Raw genomic sequence first — 17,534 nt, forward strand, 5'->3', positions numbered from 1 at the left:
TGAAATATCACCAAGATGGCAGCTCCTCTTTTTTTATTCTGGTACTACTGTTTCCTCTTTTTCGAAGTGAATACCTGTAATATGGACATTCACCTCTGCTGTTTCAAGTGCAGTCATATTTAAAATTGCTTGGCGAATTTGCGTTTGTACATCCTTTGCCACTTTCGGAATTGAATAGCCATATTTTACAGAACAAAATACATCAATGGTAATTTTCCCATGTTCTGTTACACCAGATTTTATGCCCTTATTGTGTACTTTCTTACCGAAGCGTTCAACGACGCCAGTTGCTATATTACCACGCGTTGCTGCGATACCCTCTACCTCGTTTACTGCGATTCCAGCTACAATTTCAATTACTTCTGCAGCTACTTCAATTTTCCCAAGCTCTTCTTTACCAGAAGGTGTTGGTTGTACGAAAGATTGTCCTACTTTCTCTGCCATACAAATATCATCCTTTCCCTTACACATCGCAAGCAAATGCTGTTGTTATGCTTATTATACTATAAAAAGGAAGGTTTGGCTTAGAAAAGACGTTTTCATTTTTTTACATACAAGTAATTCTAGAATTTTCTTCCTTGTTGATTAGACATTGAAAGTTAATCACCGGCTTCTATTTTGCTTTCAATGGGCTTTTTCCACATACCAACCATAACCGCTGTGACCATTGCACCAACGACTAACGATACAACGTACAGCAGAGGATTTTGCACCGCCCAAATCACAAAGATACCACCGTGCGGAGCTTGCAACGTACAGCCGAAATATAATGCTAACCCTCCAGCAACTGCTGCACCGACAACAGAACTTACAATGACACGAATTGGATCTGCCGCAGCAAATGGGATGGCGCCTTCAGTTATAAAGGAAAGTCCCATAATATAGTTTGTTTTACCCGCATCCCGCTGTGCTAATGTAAATTTATTTTTAAAGAATGTTGTCGCAAGCGCTAATCCTAGTGGCGGAATCATCCCACCAATCATGACCGCTGCCTGCGGTGCATACTGACCCGCATCAATCATTGCAATGCCAAATGTGAAGGCAGCTTTATTAATAGGACCTCCCATATCAACTGCCATCATCCCGGCAAGAATCATGCCTACCAACACAATATTGGTTCCGCTTAAGCCGTTTAACCATGTTGTCAATTCATCCATTATAAATTTCACTGGGGTGTTGACCACAAATATCATAACGAACCCTACCATTACCATACTGAACAACGGATATAGTAATACAGGTTTGATTCCCTCGAATGACTGTGGCAAGTGAGAGAAGAGCTTTTTTAAAGCAATCACAACATAGCCTGCTAAAAACCCTGCCACTAATCCACCTAAAAATCCCGCACCACCTGATGCCGCTAAATAACCGCCAACCATACCAGGTGCTAAAGCAGGACGATCAGCAATACCCATTGCGATAAATCCAGCTAATACGGGAATTAATAAGGCAAAGGCGTTTCCACCACCAATTAAACTGAGCGCTTCAGCTATTGGCCCCTCTGCATTAATACCACCGATTAAAAAGGATAAGGCAATTAATAATCCTCCCCCAACAACAAATGGCAACATATTAGAGATTCCATTCATCAATGGTTGATAAAAATATTCTTTAAACTTTCCTTCACCGACAACCGCTGCAACTTGACCACTAGCTTCATGCGATACATGATAAATAGGCGCATCTTGTTGTAAAGCACGGTCTAACAGCTCATCTGTTTTCCGAATTCCTGCAGCTACAGGCACTTTAATAACATGCTTACCAGCAAAACGATGCATGTCAACTTGCTTATCGGCTGCAACGATAATGGCTAGCGCTTTGTCAATTTCCGCTGCGGTTAATGCGTCTTTTATTCCAGTTGCACCATTTGTTTCAACTCTAATGGCAATGCCTTTTTCTTGTGCTTTTGCCTTTAATGCATCGGCTGCCATATATGTATGGGCAATACCCGTAGGACATGCTGTTACAGCTAAAATAAGCGGTGCGTTGTCTGCGCTTTTTTTCACTGTATGTTCTTCGTCGCCATCTTGTGCTTTTTCTTGCACTTCAATAATACGAATGACCTCTTCTGACGTTTGTGCCGCCAATAATTGATTACGCAATGTTGCATCCATCAATAAAGAAGAAAGACGGGATAAAGTTTCAAGATGCTCGTTATTCGCACCGGCACTTGCTGCTATCATAAAGAAAAGATGTACTTTTTGTCCATCTAATGCATCAAACGCAACACCTTCTTTTGATTTTGCAAATAATATAGAAGGGATTTTGACTGCATCTGTTTTGGCATGCGGAATGGCGATCCCTTCCCCTATACCAGTAGTACTCTGTGATTCTCTCTGTAAAATCGCTTTTTTAAATCCATCAAAATTGTTTAACCGACCAGCTAGATGTAATTTTTCCGTCATTTCATCTATAGCTGCATCTTTATTAGTAGCAGCCAAATCAATTATAACGGTATCTATTTTTAAAAGATCCGAAATTTTCATAACTGACTACACCACCTCTATTAAATTTTTTTGATAGCTACTTGTTCCATTAATAAATCAATCATGTTTTTTGAGGCTAAGTCTTTGCTAAAAGCAGTTGCACTTCCTGTTGCTACGGCTACTTGCAACGCTTTACGCAAGTCTGGTTTTTGTGCATATGTCCCAATAAAACCTGCTACTAATGAGTCACCGGCACCTACAGAATTTACCACATCCCCTTGTGGAACAGTAGCCTTGTAAACTTCATCATTTGCAAAAAGCAAAGCGCCATCACCAGCCATGGACACAATGACATGTTCAGCTCCCATCGCTAATACCTTTTTGCCATATGATATAATGTCATCCATTGTATGAATCGCTACACCAAATAAATCGCTTAATTCATGGTGATTTGGCTTTACTAAAAAAGGTTTTTCTTGCAATACATCAGCAAGCACCTCTCCACCCGCATCCACCACTACTTTCACGCCACGGATACGGTATTTCGCCGTAATATCACAATAAAAGCTTTTAGGTAGGGAAGGTGGAATACTACCTGCTAATATTAAAATATCCCCTGCTTGTAAGTTTTCTAACTTTTTATATAACTCTTGCATATTTTGTTCGGTTAATGCAGGGCCCTGTCCATTAATTTCTGTCTCATTTTCTGTTTTCAACTTGATATTGATTCGACTATCTTCTTGTACATTTACAAAATCTGTCTGAATCCCTTCGCTTTCTAAAGCCTTTGCAATATATGCCCCTGTAAAGCCTCCGATATACCCTAATGCAACAGAAGGAACACCCATCGTGTTTAACACACGCGAAACATTAATACCTTTTCCACCTGGAAATTTACTTTCACGCTCAATGCGATTTAAGTGATTCAATTGAAAATCGGGCACTTCAACAATCAAATCAATAGATGGATTCAGTGTTACTGTATAAATCATGTTGTCACAACCTTCAAGCTTGTTTGATCTAGATATTCTTTTGCTGCCTCATTAGCCAAATTTGTTGTAAAAATAGTTACTTGATCAATTTCTGCTACTTTTGCAAAAAATATTTCAGAAAACTTACTGTTGTCAGCTAAAACAAATGTTTCTTCAGCTAATTCCATTGCCATTTTTTTAAGTATCGCTTCCTCTGGGTCAGGTGTTGTCAAGCCAAACTTGATATCTACACCATTCATCCCTAAAAAACACTTATCAAAGCGATACTGTTTTAAATTTTCTTGCGCTACAGAACCGACTATCGCTTTCGTATTCATTTTTATTCTACCGCCTAATAAATAAGTCGGAACATTGGCTGACGTTAATGCATCAACATGCATTACACCATTTGTGACAATAATGATTTTTTTGTTTATGACATATGGAATCATCTCCGAAACAGTTGTACCAGCATCCAAATACACACAATCTCCATCACGAATCATACTCGCAGCCGCTTTTGCAATGATTTGTTTATCGTGAAGGTTTTTGGATGATTTTTCTTGCATTGTTGGCTCCGCTACTTTTGAAGATGGCAGTGTTGCCCCGCCATGTATCCGCTTCAAAAGCCCTTGCCCTTCTAATAGTGCTAAATCTCTCCGAATAGTTGATTCAGATGATTTGGTTCTTTGCACCAAACTTTGTAAATCCACAACCCCGTGTCGAGTTAAAATATCTAGAATAATTCGATGTCGTTCTGCAGTGATAATAATGTTCCACCCTCTTGTCACGTCATTTTTAAAAATCTATCCCTTTTCTCATGCCTTATTTATCGACAGCATTTTATCTCGCTTGCCATAAATATTTTTTAACATAAGCTTCTACTTCTCTAGCTGTCGTTAACGTTAATAGTTGCTCTAGATGTGTTGATAAGTTCACTTTTGATAGGTTAGCAATTTGAGCACGTGTCGTTAAAATTGAAGGTGCACTCATTGAAAATTCATCCAATCCTAATGCTAGCAAAATCGGAATAGCCATTTCGTCACCAGCCATTTCACCACACATCCCTACCCATTTTCCGTTCTGATGTGCAGCCTCAATAACCATTTTCACCAATCTTAAAATAGCTGGATGATAAGGCTGATACAAATAGGAAACCTTTTCATTCATACGATCCGCCGCTAACGTGTATTGAATTAAATCATTCGTGCCTATTGACAAAAAATCAGCCTCTTGTGCAAATAAATCCGCGATTACAGCAGCAGATGGGATTTCAACCATCATCCCTACTTCAATTGTTTCAGCTACAGGTATGCCTTCATCTCGTAGCTTTTGTTTTTCTTCTAATAATATTGCTTTTGCCTCTCTAAACTCATCTAGAGTGGCAATCATCGGAAACATTATTTTCAAGTTACCGTAAACGCTTGCTCGTAACAGGGCACGTAATTGCGTACGGAAAATATCCTGTTGCGCTAAACAAAGGCGCACTGCACGAAGACCTAAAAATGGATTTAATTCATGTGCAAATTTCAAATAGGAAAGGTTTTTATCGCCACCAATATCTAATGTACGGACAACGGTAGGCTTGCCTTGCATTTTCTCAAGAACCATTTTGTAAGCGAGAAACTGTTCCTCTTCCAATGGCAATTCATGGCGATGCATATATAAAAATTCTGTACGGAATAACCCTATACCATCTCCACCATTAGCAAGTACTAATTCAACATCTTGTGGCTTTCCAATGTTTCCTGCAATCTCTACCCGATGGCCATCAGCACTCACACTTTCACATAAACGATATTGCTTCAGTAATTGTCTTTGTTCTATACATGCTTGTTGTTTTTCCAAGTACTCATCCAGTACCTCTTGTGTTGCATTCATAATAACTTTACCAAGCGTACTATCAATAATAATTGGTGCCCCTTGCACAAGTTCTTGAGTAGCAGTTTTTGTCCCGACAATCGCAGGAATCTCCATTATTCTTGCTAAAATAGCTGAATGTGAAGTTCTACCACCCCTATCCGTAATAAAGCCTTTGACATAGGATGTATCTAATTGGGCTGTGATAGATGGTGTTAAATCTTCTGCAACAAGAATGACATCTTTTGAAATGCTACTATAATCAGGTATTTCTACACCTAGCAAATGAGCAAGTAAGCGCGTTGAAACATCGTGAATGTCTGTAGCGCGTTCTTGCATATACCTATTATCCATTGCTTCAAATATTTGAATGTATTCATTGGCCGTCTCTTGAACTGCAAACTCTGCATTCCAGCCATCATCGATTTTCCCTTCAATTGCTGCTAGCATTTCAGGATCAGCTAATAGTAATAAATGCGCTGAAAATATAGCCGCCTTTTCTACACCAAATTTTCTATCTGCAATCGCACGAATTTCTGCTAATTGATTTTTAGCTTTGATACATGCCTCTTTTAGTCTAACCTTTTCAGCATGAATATCCGAAATCCTACTTTTTTCAAACGACAAATCGGGCTCTATCAAACAATACGCACTTGCTATGGCAACCCCATCGGAAACGGCAATCCCGCTTAATTCTAGCATTCTTCACCAATCCCTTGAGAAATGATGACTTCCGTAATTTTTTCGATTAATTCCTTTGCATCTGAACCAATAGCCGATATTTCTATAACTGCTCCTGCTGAAATTGCCAAAGACATAACACCCATAATGGATTTTAAATTTGCAGTTTTTCCATCATATGTAATGGAAACTTCTGATTCAAACGAATTTACAGTCGTTACTAATAATGTTGTTGGTCTTGCATGTAAACCTTCCAGCACTGTAATTTTGAATGTTTTTTTCATTTAATATCCCCCTAGCATTACTATCTAAGATTTTTCATGAAGTGTAAGTGGCAATGTATCGACAAGTGCAAAATATTTCAGCCACTCATTTTACAGCTTTATTATAGAATATGAAATAATCATTTTCAATCATTTTCATTCAAAAACACCCAAAAATACTTAGCTCCTTGCTCCAATTACTTCCTATATATGGTACAGTTAAGTTAATCGAAATAGTATCCATAAACACAATGAAGAATAGGGGGGATAATGATGGATAATGAAACAATTGAGAAAAACGAACTTTATGGTTATAAAACCTACAATATTTTTGCTTATATCATCGGCTTATTATTATCACCATTATTAGGGGTTGTTATGGGCATAGTAGGCGTCAAACAACGTAAGAAATATGCATGGAGTATTATTATTGTTTCAATTGTAGGTGGGTTGTTGAATTTTTTCTTAGTTAGTAAACTATAAAATTTTTTACGCTTGTAATGATGAACTTGCGTTATTGGATATCCTTATACGCAAGTTCTTTTTGATAGTTCTTCCGTTCTGTCATTGCAATAGCGTGTCTATAAAAAACCTTCAAACTTTTCAGTTGCTTATTTTTTTACAAACATAGATTAACTCGTAACTGTTATTCGTAGCAACGGTTTCTTTCCAGTCCTGAAAGACATCTACAATTTCAAAACCGTTATACAATAAAATCCGTTCCATTTCTTTTGGATATAGATATCTTAAGCTTATCTTTGTGCTCTTTTCATCCACCATTTGACCTTCACTATTTTTATACTTTCTAATTGTTGGATAGTGTTGGATTTGACTTAAAGCATCATAATGACTAATTGTATAGACATCAACAATATGAAGCGAATCGCGATCAGTATACGTTCTCCAATATTCTTCCGTACTTGGTTGAAGTAATTCCTCTGCGCTAGGAAACCTCGTACCAAAAATGAAGATGCCTCCCATTTTCAAATGTTTATTCACTGAAGAAAGTAAACTATCTTGCGCATTGTTCGTCAAAAAATGTTGAAATGAATTCCCAACTGAATAAATGAAATGACTTTTCGTTGGTAATTGCAATTTTGTACAATCTTGTTCCACCCATTCAATCGGCAAATCAAAATCCGCTGATTTTTTCTTTGCTTCATTTAACATACCTTTATGGATGTCTACTCCTATCATTTGATAACCATTTTTAGAAAGTGGAATCGTCAGTCTCCCCGTTCCACAAGCTAAGTCAATAATTGTTCCTTGTGTAGTTGACGCCCACTTTAACAAAAAGGGCAATTCTGCCAAATAGCTCTCATTTTCTATGTCATATAAAATCGGGTCATCGTATTCTTCAAAATTATACATAACCATATCTTCTCCTCTCTTTTCAATTTATTTACAATGTTAACATAAAACAAAAAATAGACATCTACTAAATAAAAAACCTTCTGACTACTAAAAGCCAGAAGGTTTAAGAAATAGATATTCGATTCTATTCCATCGTTTGTTAATTATTTCTTACTTGTTCCTAATACGTCATTTTCTTCCAAGAATTTCGTGTTGAATTTCGCAGATTTGAAGACGTCGTTGTTCATTAATGCTTGGTGGAATGGGATTGTCGTATTGATACCAGGACCAGCTACTTCAAATTCACCTAGCGCACGATTCATTTTCGCAATTGCTTCTTCACGCGTATCCGCATGGACAATCAGTTTTGCTACCATTGAATCGTAATATGGAGGAATTGTGTAACCTGCATAGACAGCCGAGTCAATACGTACACCATAGCCACCTGGTGTTACATAAGTATCTACAGTACCAGCTGATGGCATAAAGTTTTTGTATGCATTCTCTGCGTTAATGCGGCATTCAATTGCCCAACCATTTAATTTAATATCATCTTGTGTGAATGGAAGTTTCTCACCTGATGCAATTTTTAATTGTTGTTGAACAAGATCGACACCAGAAATCATTTCTGTTACAGGGTGTTCTACTTGAATACGTGTATTCATTTCCATGAAGTAGAACTTGTCCTCTTGATAGTCATAGATGAACTCGATTGTACCAGCACCTTCATAGTTACATGCTTGAGCTGCTTTCACCGCTGCTGCACCCATTTCTGCACGGCGTTCAGAAGATAGAGCAGGAGATGGAGCTTCCTCTACTAATTTCTGCATACGACGTTGAACAGTACAGTCACGTTCGCCTAAATGTACGACATTACCGTACCCATCAGCTAACACTTGAATTTCACAGTGACGGAAGTATTCAATGAATTTTTCTAAATATACGCCAGGGTTACCGAATGCTGCAGCAGCCTCTTTTTGCGTAATATCAATACCTTTTACAAGGTCTTCTTCTGTACGTGCTACACGGATACCTTTACCGCCACCACCAGCAGTTGCTTTAATGATAACTGGGTAACCAATTTTCGCAGCCCATTCTTTACCTGTTTCGATATCTGGAACAATACCAGTACCTGGTACAAGTGGAACGCCCGCTGCTTCCATTGTTGTACGAGCAACGTCTTTAATCCCCATAATTTTGATGGAATCAGATGAAGGACCAATGAATTTAATGCCCGCATTTTCACATGCTTCAGCGAAATCAGCATTTTCAGAAACGAAACCGTAACCTGGGTGGATACCGTCTGCTCCTGTTTTTTCTGCAACGCTTAACAATGCTGGGAAGCTTAGATAAGAATCTTTAGATAGCTTTGGACCGATGCAATATGCTTCGTCTGCTAACTTCACATGTAATGCATCTGCGTCAGCTTCAGAATATACAGCAACCGATTTGATGCCTAATTCTTTACAGGCACGAATAATACGAACAGCGATTTCGCCGCGGTTTGCGATTAAAACTTTTTTCATGGTTTGCACTCCTTACTCAGCTTTTACAAGGAATAATGGTTGACCGTATTCTACTAAATCGCCATCTTTGGCAAGTACTTCAACGATTTCACCTTTAACTTCAGCTTCGATTTCGTTGAAAAGCTTCATCGCTTCTACGATACAAACGATTGTTTCATCGCCTACTTTGTCGCCAACTTTTACGTATGCTGGTGAATCTGGGTTTGGAGCTGCATAGAACGTACCAACCATTGGTGATACAATTTTATGTAACGATGGGTCGTTGCTTGCAGGTGCTGCTACTGGAGCTGCTGGTGCTTCTTCAGCTTTCGCTGGAGCTGCTGGTGCTACTGGTGCAGTTTGTTGTACAACAGGGGCTGTTTCTTGTTTTTTAGGTGCTACTGTTTCAGTTACGACAACACCATTCTTTTTTAATTTAACCTTTGCGCCATCTACTTCATAAACGAACTCGTCGATTGAAGAAGAATCTACTAATTTGATAATTTCACGAATTTCTTGAATTTTGAACATTTCTAACTCTCCTTATGAAATAAAATCTACTACAATCACTATTCTATATTTTTTTCAAACAATTTGAAACACTAAAATGAAAATTAAGTAAATATAAACAAAATAAAAGGCTTTCTTTTACTAAACGAAAGCCTTTTCATTATGCTGATATATAACAATGATTAATTAATAAACAGAATATTCCTTTTTTTCTTTATTATTTAATAGTTATTTGCACTGAATTTAACTTGAACGTCATTTGCGCCTTCCCACTCTGTTTTTACTAAATAAATAATTTCATTTGCTTGTGATTTTGATAATTCTTCTGCCATAACCGTTACGGAAACTTTTTCACCTTCCGCTCTAACAAACGCATCATTATAGCCTAAAGACTTAATCAACATTTCAAGCATTGCTTCAGCCGATTCCTGTTTAATCAAGCCATCGATTTCATTGAAAGCCTCATTTTTTTCTTCAGCTGTATATTCTTCAGACGCAATTTTTTGCGTTAATTGTTCACGTAATTGGCTTCTTTCATCATTTACTTGCATACGCATTTCTTCAAATAAATGACTTGGAGACAATACTTCTTGGGTTGCATCTTGCTTATTAGTAGCTTCCTGATCTGTAACACCTGTAATTGCTGTTTGTTGTAATGTATCATCTGTAAAAATCGTTAAGCCATTAAACTGTTTTGCAGGATCCACCAAATAATAAACTGAAATAACTGCTACAAGACTTAATAATGTCATAAACCAAACTGTTCTTCTACGTACGCGCATTTACTTTTCCTCCTTATTTTCCATTGGAACAATAATAATTCGATGAATAGGTAATTGCATCACTTGACTAACGACCGCACGAATTTCATTTTTTACAAATATATCTGATGCTCCTTCTGAAACAATTAGCATTCCTGTTACATCTTTCGTACCTTGGTCAGTCCCTCGAAAATACTGGCTAAATAGTTTATTTTCATCCTTGGCATCTGTCATCTCTCCGTAATAAAAATATACTTTAACCTCCCCAACACCATGCATTGCCTTAAGCGTTTGCTCAAGTTTTTCTTCATTCGTATTCGGTCTTACTCGCTCATTTGATGAATTCGTTTGATACATAGGAAACACGATGAAAATTCCCACGGAGGCAGCAATCAACATTAAGACGATAAATGACGTTGTTTTTTTTCGTGCCTTTTCCACATCACTTGTACATTGCCTCCTTTCATCTTCTCTTTTTCAAGTGTATGTACGCTTGTTTCCTCCTATGAATTGATAAATGGAATCTTTAATAGCAATTGCAAAAATACTAACGTAATGACAAGTTTTGTTAGTGAAATTATTTGTTTATCATCCGTCAGAAATACGAAAAATTGACAAATAAAGAGCAATGCCAATAAAAGAATCAATCTATCTCCCCCCTGCCAGCACTTGCACGAAAACAATAAGGAAAAAACAAGAAAACATAAATGAAAAAGCAATTAGAAATGATACTGCACATAATGTAAAGAGAGATTTACTAACATGATCAAGTAATTTACATATATCATCAAAAGCAATCGGTTCTAAAATAGCGGCTAATAGTTTTAATGAATACGCACTAACCACAAGCTGGACTGTCGGAATAAACGATACAGTTATTACGGCAATAAAAGCACTTATACTACTAATTGAAGTAGAAAATTGGGTCATATGCTGAAACATTGAAAAACTATCTACGATAAAAGAACCGACTACTGGAATATTTTCTTCTATTAACTTTTTCACTGGCTCTGCAACAGCCTTATTGACACTAAATGCAGCAACACCACTTGCCGACATTAAAATGATGTAGCAAATAACAGACGCAGAAACAATACTCATAATAGTAAAACGAATTAATTCTGCAATTCTCGTAAAAGATATTTCTTTGACAATGACACTGCATACATCAAAGACAATGGCAAAGAGTACACCTGGGATAAGCCATTTACTACTAATGATCGTTAAGACTTGTACAAAAAAAAGCAAAAAAGGCTGCCAAGAAGCAATTGCAGTAATACTACTGGATAGCAAAAAACTAGAAGTAAGAATTGGATAAAAGGCAGTGAATATATGAGAAAGTCCTTGTGCAATTTCATCAATAAGTTGAAATGAGTTAACGACTACTGGTCCAATCGTGGCTAACACAATAAGAAAAAAAAGGATTCTTGTCCCTTTTTCAAATTCTGGTAAAAGCATGTTGACAATTAACGTAATGATGACATAGCCACACAATATGAGCGTCATCTTGAGCAAGAGAAAAAATGGATCGATGAAAAACGAAAGTAGTTGCTCCTGCACTGGCTTCGCCCCTTAGTTTAACCTTTGTAAAATAGATGACACCCCCTGTAAAACAACCACAAATTCTTTAAACCAATACAGTAAAATAACAATTTTAACTGCATCGAAAACGATACTACCTAAAACTTTATAGCTATGCTCCACTAATAACATCGACACCCATTGCCCTACATAAAAAAGACTAGCACTCATTACAATGGCTTTTGCATAAGGCAAAAATGAAAGCATATCGAGAATTTGTTTGACGAAAGGCAATAGGAGTGTCGTAAACAAAAAACTGAACAGCAAAAACGAAAACATTACACTAATTAGCGCGTGGAGTGGCTGTATGACTTCTTTTATAAGCAACAATAAAAGCAGCATGACAACAGCAACAATGACAATTTCCATTTACTTACCCAGATGAGGTTAACCACTGGAAGAATGTTAAAATTTCAGTGAAAAATAGACGTAAAAATCGGAGCAATTCTGCTGTCATATATAAGTAGGCAATAAAAAATAAGAAAAATGAAAATTCTTTCTTCCCTGTTTGATCAAAGAAAACATGAAGAAGCGCTACTACTAGTCCCACTCCAGCGACTCTTAATACGTCTTGTAATTCCATTCATACGCCCCCTCGTGTACAGCAATATATGTCGCACTCCAAAAAAAAAGAACAGTGCCAGTCACTCAAACAATTCAGAATTGTTTGAGTGACTGGCACCTATACTAATTTTTCAATAATACTTTTCACTGTACCGGGTTGCACTAAGTGACTGTTTTCCCCCATCCACATCGATAAATATTGTGGATTGCCTTGTGCTGCACTTTCCTTACGAATAGTGGAGGTTAAATGATGTTGCAATGGATACGGTGCTACAATAGCATCCTTCATATGTTCTGTAAAATGATTGGTTAAGCCACGCGCTGCTTTACCAGTAAAAGCATACGTAATCGTCGTCTGTTGTGGCTTCGACTGCAAAATAGCCTTTTTATACAATGGTGATATTTCACATTCATCAGCTACTAATAATGCAGTACCTATTTGTACCGCCTGTGCACCACCCGCTAGTGCGCGCTGCACATCTTCATGAGAAACAATGCCCCCTGCAACAATAATTGGGATTGTTATGTTGCCTACTACTTGTTGCAGTAAATCTTCACGGGCAATTAATTGCATAGGGTTCGTAAATGAGCCACGATGCCCTCCTGCCTCACCACCTTGTAAAACAACCGCATCCATAGCTGATTGCTCAACTTGAATGGCTTCTTCTAGCGTAGTAGCTGTCCCGATCACATAAATATTTTTATCCTTTAAACGTTGAATAACTTCTAGAGATGGTATACCAAATGTAAACGAGCACACAGCTACTTGCTCATCAAGAACTGCTTGCAATTGCCCCTCAAAAACTTCGTTTGACATCACACTTTGCACTGGTGATAATCCGAGCTCATCATAGTAAGGCTGTAGCGCCATACGTGCTTTTTGGAGAACATCTATATCAATGCGTGGCTCTTCTTGCACAAATAAATTTACGGCAAATGGCTTTTGCGTAAGCTTTTTTACTTCCTGAATAAAATTCCTTGTCTGCTCACCATCTAAATAGCCCGCTCCAATTGAGCCTAGTATCCCAACTTCCGCACAGGCAGCAACAAATTTTGGTGTAGTAACCCCCGCCATCGGTGCTTGAATAATTGGATAGTGCATTTCAAATTTTTTTAACATTGCATTCACTCCTTACTTTTATTGTAAACCTTATTTCTCTTTCCGACCTCCTTCTATTTTTACATATTTTTGTACTTTACTCGATATATGTATTAAAAAAAAGTAAAAACCTACCCTTTTGAAAGAGTAGGTTTACTAAATATTACTTATGCACGTGATACGTAAGATGCTTCAGTAGTGTTAATCACTAACTTGTCACCTTGGTTCACGAAGAATGGAACTTGCACGATAAGACCAGTTTCAAGTGTAGCAGGTTTTGTACCGCCTGAAGCAGTATCACCTTTAATACCTGGTTCTGTTTCAGTTACTTCTAATTCAACCGTGTTTGGTAATTCTACACCTAGCATTTCACCTTGGTAAGATTGAATGTGTACTTCCATATTTTCTTTTAGGAATTTCAATTCATATTCAATGGCAGCTGAAGCAAGTTCAGTTTGCTCATATGACTCTAAATCCATAAATACATGCTCATCACCTTGAGCATATAAATATTGCATTTTACGATTATCAATTTGTGCTTTCTCTACTTTTTCACCAGCACGGAATGTTTTTTCATTCACAGAACCGTTACGAAGGTTACGTAATTTAGAACGTACGAATGCAGCACCTTTACCTGGTTTAACGTGTTGGAAATCTAACACGCGATATAATTGGCCATCAACAATAATTGTTAGACCTGTACGGAAATCGTTTACTGAAATCATTTGTGTTCCTCCATTGTTTATAAGATAATAAGTTCTTTTGTCGAATGTGTTAGTAGTTCATTACCTGATTCAGTGATCAAAATATCGTCTTCGATACGAACACCACCGACTCCCGGTACATAAACACCTGGTTCAATCGTCACGGCCATTCCCGGCTCTAAAACCGTATTTGATCGTTTCGATAGGCCAGGGCCTTCATGTACTTCAAGACCAATCCCATGCCCTAATGAATGACCAAATGCCTCACCATAGCCTTTTTCTGTTAAATAGTCACGTGCAATGGCATCTGCTTGAATACCTGTTAAGCCAGGACCAACTTTTTCAAGTGCTAAAAGTTGTGACGCAAGGACTGTATTGTACATTTCTACTAATTTTTCAGATGGCTCACCAACTGCCACCGTACGTGTTATATCCGAAATATAGCCATTGTATAGCGCACCAAAATCAAGTGTGACAAAGTCGCCTTTTTCAATAACCTTATTTGTTGCAACACCATGTGGTAGTGCCGAGCGAAGACCAGACGCTACAATTGTATCAAAAGAGGACTGTGTTGCTCCTTGTTGTCGCATGAAAAATTCTAATTCATTCGAAACGTCAAGCTCTGTTTTACCTGGCTTGATGTAGTCTAAAATATGTGTAAATGCGTGGTCAGCAATTTCACACGCAACCTTAATAATATTAATCTCTTGTGGAGTCTTAATCAAGCGAATTTTTTCAATTAATCCAGAAACGGGCACTAAATCAGCTTGAATTACATTTTTATACAACTCATATGTACCATAGCTGACAGAATCTTTCTCAAAGCCCAATAATTTAATACCCATCGCTTTAACTTGTGTCGCAATTTCTTCTAGGAGTGTTGCTTCATGTTGCACAATTCGGTAATCCTTAATTTGTGCAGTTGCTTGCTCTGTATAGCGGAAGTCTGTAATAAACACAGCATCATTTTGGGACACAATCGCTACGCCAGCCGTACCAGTAAAACCTGTCATATAGCGGCGGTTATACTCGTTCGTAATTAAAATGCCATCGATGTTTTGTTCTTGAAGTATTTTACGAAGCTTTTGTAATTTCAACATAATTATTTCTCCCTCTCAATAAAAGTGCGTAGTGCTAGTTCATAGCCTTTTGTACCAAGTCCACTAATTTGACCTAGACAGGCTGGGGCAAGATAAGAATGGTGGCGAAATGCCTCACGTTTGTGGATATTGGAAATATGTACTTCAATAACCGGTACGGTCACTCCTGCAATTGCATCATGTAATGCTACACTTGTATGGGTATACGCACCTGGATTAAAGATAATCCCATCATACTTTTCACCTTCCGCCTCGTGCACCCAATCTACAAGAACACCCTCGTGATTCGATTGACGAAACTCGACTGTAGCACCAAGAGAAGCCGCAAGATTTTGAACATTATTTTTGACATCGTCTAGTGTTTCATGGCCATAAATATGTGGCTCACGCTTTCCCAGTCGATTTAAGTTTGGTCCATTCAAACATAATAACTTCACGCAGTATTCGCCTCTTTCTATGTACTTGTTTTTTATTTTATCATACCAATTGCATACAGCAACTAATTTCCTTTTTGTGCTGTATGCTCTTTGTAATGAAAATTAGCTGTTTCAAGTAAAAAGCGCAAAAGGCAAATAACCACAACCATAAAAGGGATGGATAATTTTTTAAAAGATGAGGATTGTAACGGTAAATCCAAAACAAACCACTCCAATGTGATTGTTACCAAAAGTCCGATTAAAAATGAAGTCAAGATTGCAGGTATAATATGAACATATCGTAACGTCATATATAAAAAGAATCCGACTAAAAACAGTGCTAACGTTAAAAAACTCCAATGAAATAATTTAGAACTATCTTCGAACAACTCCCATTTTTTATAGAAGCCTATTGGATTCCAACGAATAAAATGAAAAAAATGAAGCCCTTTTAAACATAATGCTAACACGATCGCATTAACAGCAGCGGTTATTAGTCCTACTTTCAAAGCTACCCCTCCTATAAATAAGCAGCGTGCACATTGCTTACACGCCCTGTCTTTAGCCAATGGCAATGAAATACATAAGCGCTCTTCCTAAAAAAGCAAAATTATACGATAAGTGTAGCCATAAAGAAAATTTACTATGCGTACCTCTAGAGGTTTTTCGCTAAATTTAGTACAATGGTACAGTTGAAATATATAAAGAGAGTGGTGTTAGCCTTGAGCAATTCACCTGTATACGGGGGACAAGCACAATTAGAGGGTGTGATGTTCGGAGGGAAGGAACATACGATTACTGCCATTCGCCGTAACGATGATTCCATTGATTACTATCATTATAAAAAAGTCCAAAAACCAATCCTGCAAAAGCTTAAAAAAATTCCATTTGTACGTGGGGTTGTTGCACTTATTGAATCAGCAGGTTTAGGTTCACGTCATATGCAATTTTCAGGGGACCGTTATGACGTTACACCTGGCGAAGAAGTCGAAAATGTAGAAGAAAGCGGCTCAAAATTACAAATGATTTTAGGCGTAGCCGTTGTCGGGATTCTTTCTTTCCTATTCGGTAAATTTGCATTTACACTAATTCCAGTGTTTATTGCGGATTTATTCTCACCATGGATAGAAGGGAAAGTTGGTCAAGTGCTACTTGAAAGTGGCATTAAGCTTCTTCTACTGCTTACCTATCTATATTTTATTTCTTTAACACCAATTATTAAACGCGTTTTCCAATATCATGGTGCCGAGCATAAGGTCATTAATTGCTATGAAGCTGGTATGGATATTACTGTGGAAAATGTGCAAGCACAATCTCGTTTACATTATCGATGCGGTAGTAGCTTTATGCTATTCACTGTGTTCGTTGGTATGTTTTTATATTTCTTCGTACCTACAGACCCGCTGTGGTTACGAATTGTAGACCGTATTTTATTAATTCCTGTTGTATTAGGGGTATCATTTGAAGTACTACAAGCAACAAATGCATGCCGCAATATTCCTTTGTTACGCTATTTAGGTTATCCGGGTCTATGGTTACAACTACTGACAACAAGAGAGCCGATGGACGAACAGGTCGAAGTTGCAATTGCCTCATTTAATATGCTACGTCGAGTTGAACAACAACCTGAAATTGCTGCAACATTAAATCACGATTAATAAAGTTCCATAACTAAGACAATACAAAAACGCACAATTGTTGGTTAAACAGCATTGTGCGTTTTGTTTTTCCTAACATCCT

The 17,534-nt window shown here is 37.6% G+C and carries 22 protein-coding genes; 2 read left to right on the forward strand and 20 right to left on the reverse strand.

Annotation, left to right across the window (positions count from 1 at the left end):
• Positions 1 to 33: 33 nt before the first annotated feature.
• From I5435_RS14100 to I5435_RS14125, 6 genes are all read right to left on the reverse strand, one after another.
• On the reverse strand, positions 34 to 444 hold the full coding sequence (locus I5435_RS14100; RefSeq protein ID WP_024361182.1) for an Asp23/Gls24 family envelope stress response protein: 411 nt from the start codon (positions 442 to 444) through the stop codon (positions 34 to 36).
• 155 nt (positions 445 to 599) lie between these two features.
• Entirely contained in the window at positions 600 to 2,486 is a 1,887-nt protein-coding gene (locus I5435_RS14105; protein WP_337982465.1) for a PTS fructose transporter subunit IIABC, read from the reverse strand.
• 20 nt (positions 2,487 to 2,506) lie between these two features.
• Entirely contained in the window at positions 2,507 to 3,418 is a 912-nt protein-coding gene (gene pfkB, locus I5435_RS14110) for a 1-phosphofructokinase (RefSeq protein WP_337982466.1), read from the reverse strand.
• Positions 3,415 to 4,167, reverse strand: coding sequence for a DeoR/GlpR family DNA-binding transcription regulator (locus I5435_RS14115; protein WP_337983872.1), 753 nt, complete (start codon positions 4,165 to 4,167; stop codon positions 3,415 to 3,417). The genes pfkB and I5435_RS14115 overlap by 4 nt, the downstream gene beginning before the upstream one ends.
• A 73-nt stretch (positions 4,168 to 4,240) precedes the next feature.
• Positions 4,241 to 5,959 (reverse strand): phosphoenolpyruvate--protein phosphotransferase, encoded by a 1,719-nt coding sequence (ptsP, locus tag I5435_RS14120; RefSeq protein ID WP_337982467.1) that lies wholly within the window; start codon positions 5,957 to 5,959, stop codon positions 4,241 to 4,243.
• Positions 5,953 to 6,222, reverse strand: coding sequence for an HPr family phosphocarrier protein (locus I5435_RS14125; RefSeq protein ID WP_337982468.1), 270 nt, complete (start codon positions 6,220 to 6,222; stop codon positions 5,953 to 5,955). The genes ptsP and I5435_RS14125 overlap by 7 nt, the downstream gene beginning before the upstream one ends.
• Before the next feature lie 252 nt (positions 6,223 to 6,474).
• Between I5435_RS14125 and I5435_RS14130 the strand changes: the two genes are divergently transcribed.
• A complete protein-coding gene (locus I5435_RS14130) occupies positions 6,475 to 6,684 on the forward strand; it encodes a hypothetical protein (RefSeq protein ID WP_337982469.1) in 210 nt (69 codons plus the stop codon).
• A 120-nt stretch (positions 6,685 to 6,804) separates the two neighbouring features.
• Here the strand turns inward: I5435_RS14130 and I5435_RS14135 are convergent, their stop codons facing one another.
• The 14 genes from I5435_RS14135 to I5435_RS14200 form a co-directional block, all read right to left on the reverse strand.
• Positions 6,805 to 7,578 (reverse strand): class I SAM-dependent methyltransferase, encoded by a 774-nt coding sequence (locus tag I5435_RS14135; protein ID WP_337982470.1) that lies wholly within the window; start codon positions 7,576 to 7,578, stop codon positions 6,805 to 6,807.
• Positions 7,579 to 7,718: 140 nt separating this feature from the next.
• Positions 7,719 to 9,080: an acetyl-CoA carboxylase biotin carboxylase subunit gene (gene accC, locus I5435_RS14140; RefSeq protein WP_024361185.1), complete on the reverse strand. Its 1,362-nt coding sequence runs from the start codon at positions 9,078 to 9,080 to the stop codon at positions 7,719 to 7,721.
• Between the two features lie 12 nt (positions 9,081 to 9,092).
• Entirely contained in the window at positions 9,093 to 9,590 is a 498-nt protein-coding gene (accB, locus tag I5435_RS14145; RefSeq protein WP_024361186.1) for an acetyl-CoA carboxylase biotin carboxyl carrier protein, read from the reverse strand.
• A gap of 200 nt (positions 9,591 to 9,790) precedes the next feature.
• Positions 9,791 to 10,351: a SpoIIIAH-like family protein gene (locus tag I5435_RS14150; RefSeq protein WP_024361187.1), complete on the reverse strand. Its 561-nt coding sequence runs from the start codon at positions 10,349 to 10,351 to the stop codon at positions 9,791 to 9,793.
• Complete coding sequence (locus tag I5435_RS14155; protein WP_337982471.1) at positions 10,352 to 10,771, reverse strand: hypothetical protein; 420 nt, start codon at positions 10,769 to 10,771, stop codon at positions 10,352 to 10,354.
• 62 nt (positions 10,772 to 10,833) lie between these two features.
• On the reverse strand, positions 10,834 to 10,977 hold the full coding sequence (locus tag I5435_RS14160; RefSeq protein ID WP_162832708.1) for a hypothetical protein: 144 nt from the start codon (positions 10,975 to 10,977) through the stop codon (positions 10,834 to 10,836).
• Position 10,978: 1 nt separating this feature from the next.
• A complete protein-coding gene (locus I5435_RS14165) occupies positions 10,979 to 11,890 on the reverse strand; it encodes a stage III sporulation protein AE (RefSeq protein ID WP_024361189.1) in 912 nt (303 codons plus the stop codon).
• Positions 11,891 to 11,902: 12 nt separating this feature from the next.
• Positions 11,903 to 12,280: a hypothetical protein gene (locus I5435_RS14170; RefSeq protein WP_024361190.1), complete on the reverse strand. Its 378-nt coding sequence runs from the start codon at positions 12,278 to 12,280 to the stop codon at positions 11,903 to 11,905.
• Between the two features lie 4 nt (positions 12,281 to 12,284).
• The gene (locus I5435_RS14175; protein WP_008179863.1) at positions 12,285 to 12,494 is read right to left on the reverse strand and encodes a hypothetical protein; all 210 of its coding nucleotides are present in this window, start codon (positions 12,492 to 12,494) and stop codon (positions 12,285 to 12,287) included.
• Between the two features lie 99 nt (positions 12,495 to 12,593).
• Positions 12,594 to 13,595 carry an NAD(P)H-dependent flavin oxidoreductase gene (locus I5435_RS14180; protein ID WP_337982472.1) on the reverse strand — a complete coding sequence of 334 codons (1,002 nt, stop codon included), beginning with the start codon at positions 13,593 to 13,595 and terminating at the stop codon, positions 12,594 to 12,596.
• A gap of 146 nt (positions 13,596 to 13,741) precedes the next feature.
• Complete coding sequence (gene efp, locus I5435_RS14185; RefSeq protein ID WP_024361192.1) at positions 13,742 to 14,299, reverse strand: elongation factor P; 558 nt, start codon at positions 14,297 to 14,299, stop codon at positions 13,742 to 13,744.
• A 17-nt stretch (positions 14,300 to 14,316) separates the two neighbouring features.
• Positions 14,317 to 15,378: a M24 family metallopeptidase gene (locus tag I5435_RS14190; protein ID WP_258842089.1), complete on the reverse strand. Its 1,062-nt coding sequence runs from the start codon at positions 15,376 to 15,378 to the stop codon at positions 14,317 to 14,319.
• A gap of 2 nt (positions 15,379 to 15,380) precedes the next feature.
• On the reverse strand, positions 15,381 to 15,815 hold the full coding sequence (gene aroQ / locus I5435_RS14195) for a type II 3-dehydroquinate dehydratase (RefSeq protein ID WP_337982473.1): 435 nt from the start codon (positions 15,813 to 15,815) through the stop codon (positions 15,381 to 15,383).
• 62 nt (positions 15,816 to 15,877) lie between these two features.
• Entirely contained in the window at positions 15,878 to 16,303 is a 426-nt protein-coding gene (locus tag I5435_RS14200) for a hypothetical protein (RefSeq protein ID WP_108029728.1), read from the reverse strand.
• A gap of 174 nt (positions 16,304 to 16,477) precedes the next feature.
• Between I5435_RS14200 and I5435_RS14205 the strand changes: the two genes are divergently transcribed.
• Positions 16,478 to 17,452, forward strand: coding sequence for a DUF1385 domain-containing protein (locus tag I5435_RS14205; RefSeq protein WP_029747087.1), 975 nt, complete (start codon positions 16,478 to 16,480; stop codon positions 17,450 to 17,452).
• The last annotated feature ends 82 nt before the right edge of the window (positions 17,453 to 17,534 follow it).

Source organism: Lysinibacillus sp. C5.1 (genome assembly GCF_016350185.1).
GTDB classification, from domain to species: Bacteria; Bacillota; Bacilli; order Bacillales_A; family Planococcaceae; genus Lysinibacillus; species Lysinibacillus sphaericus.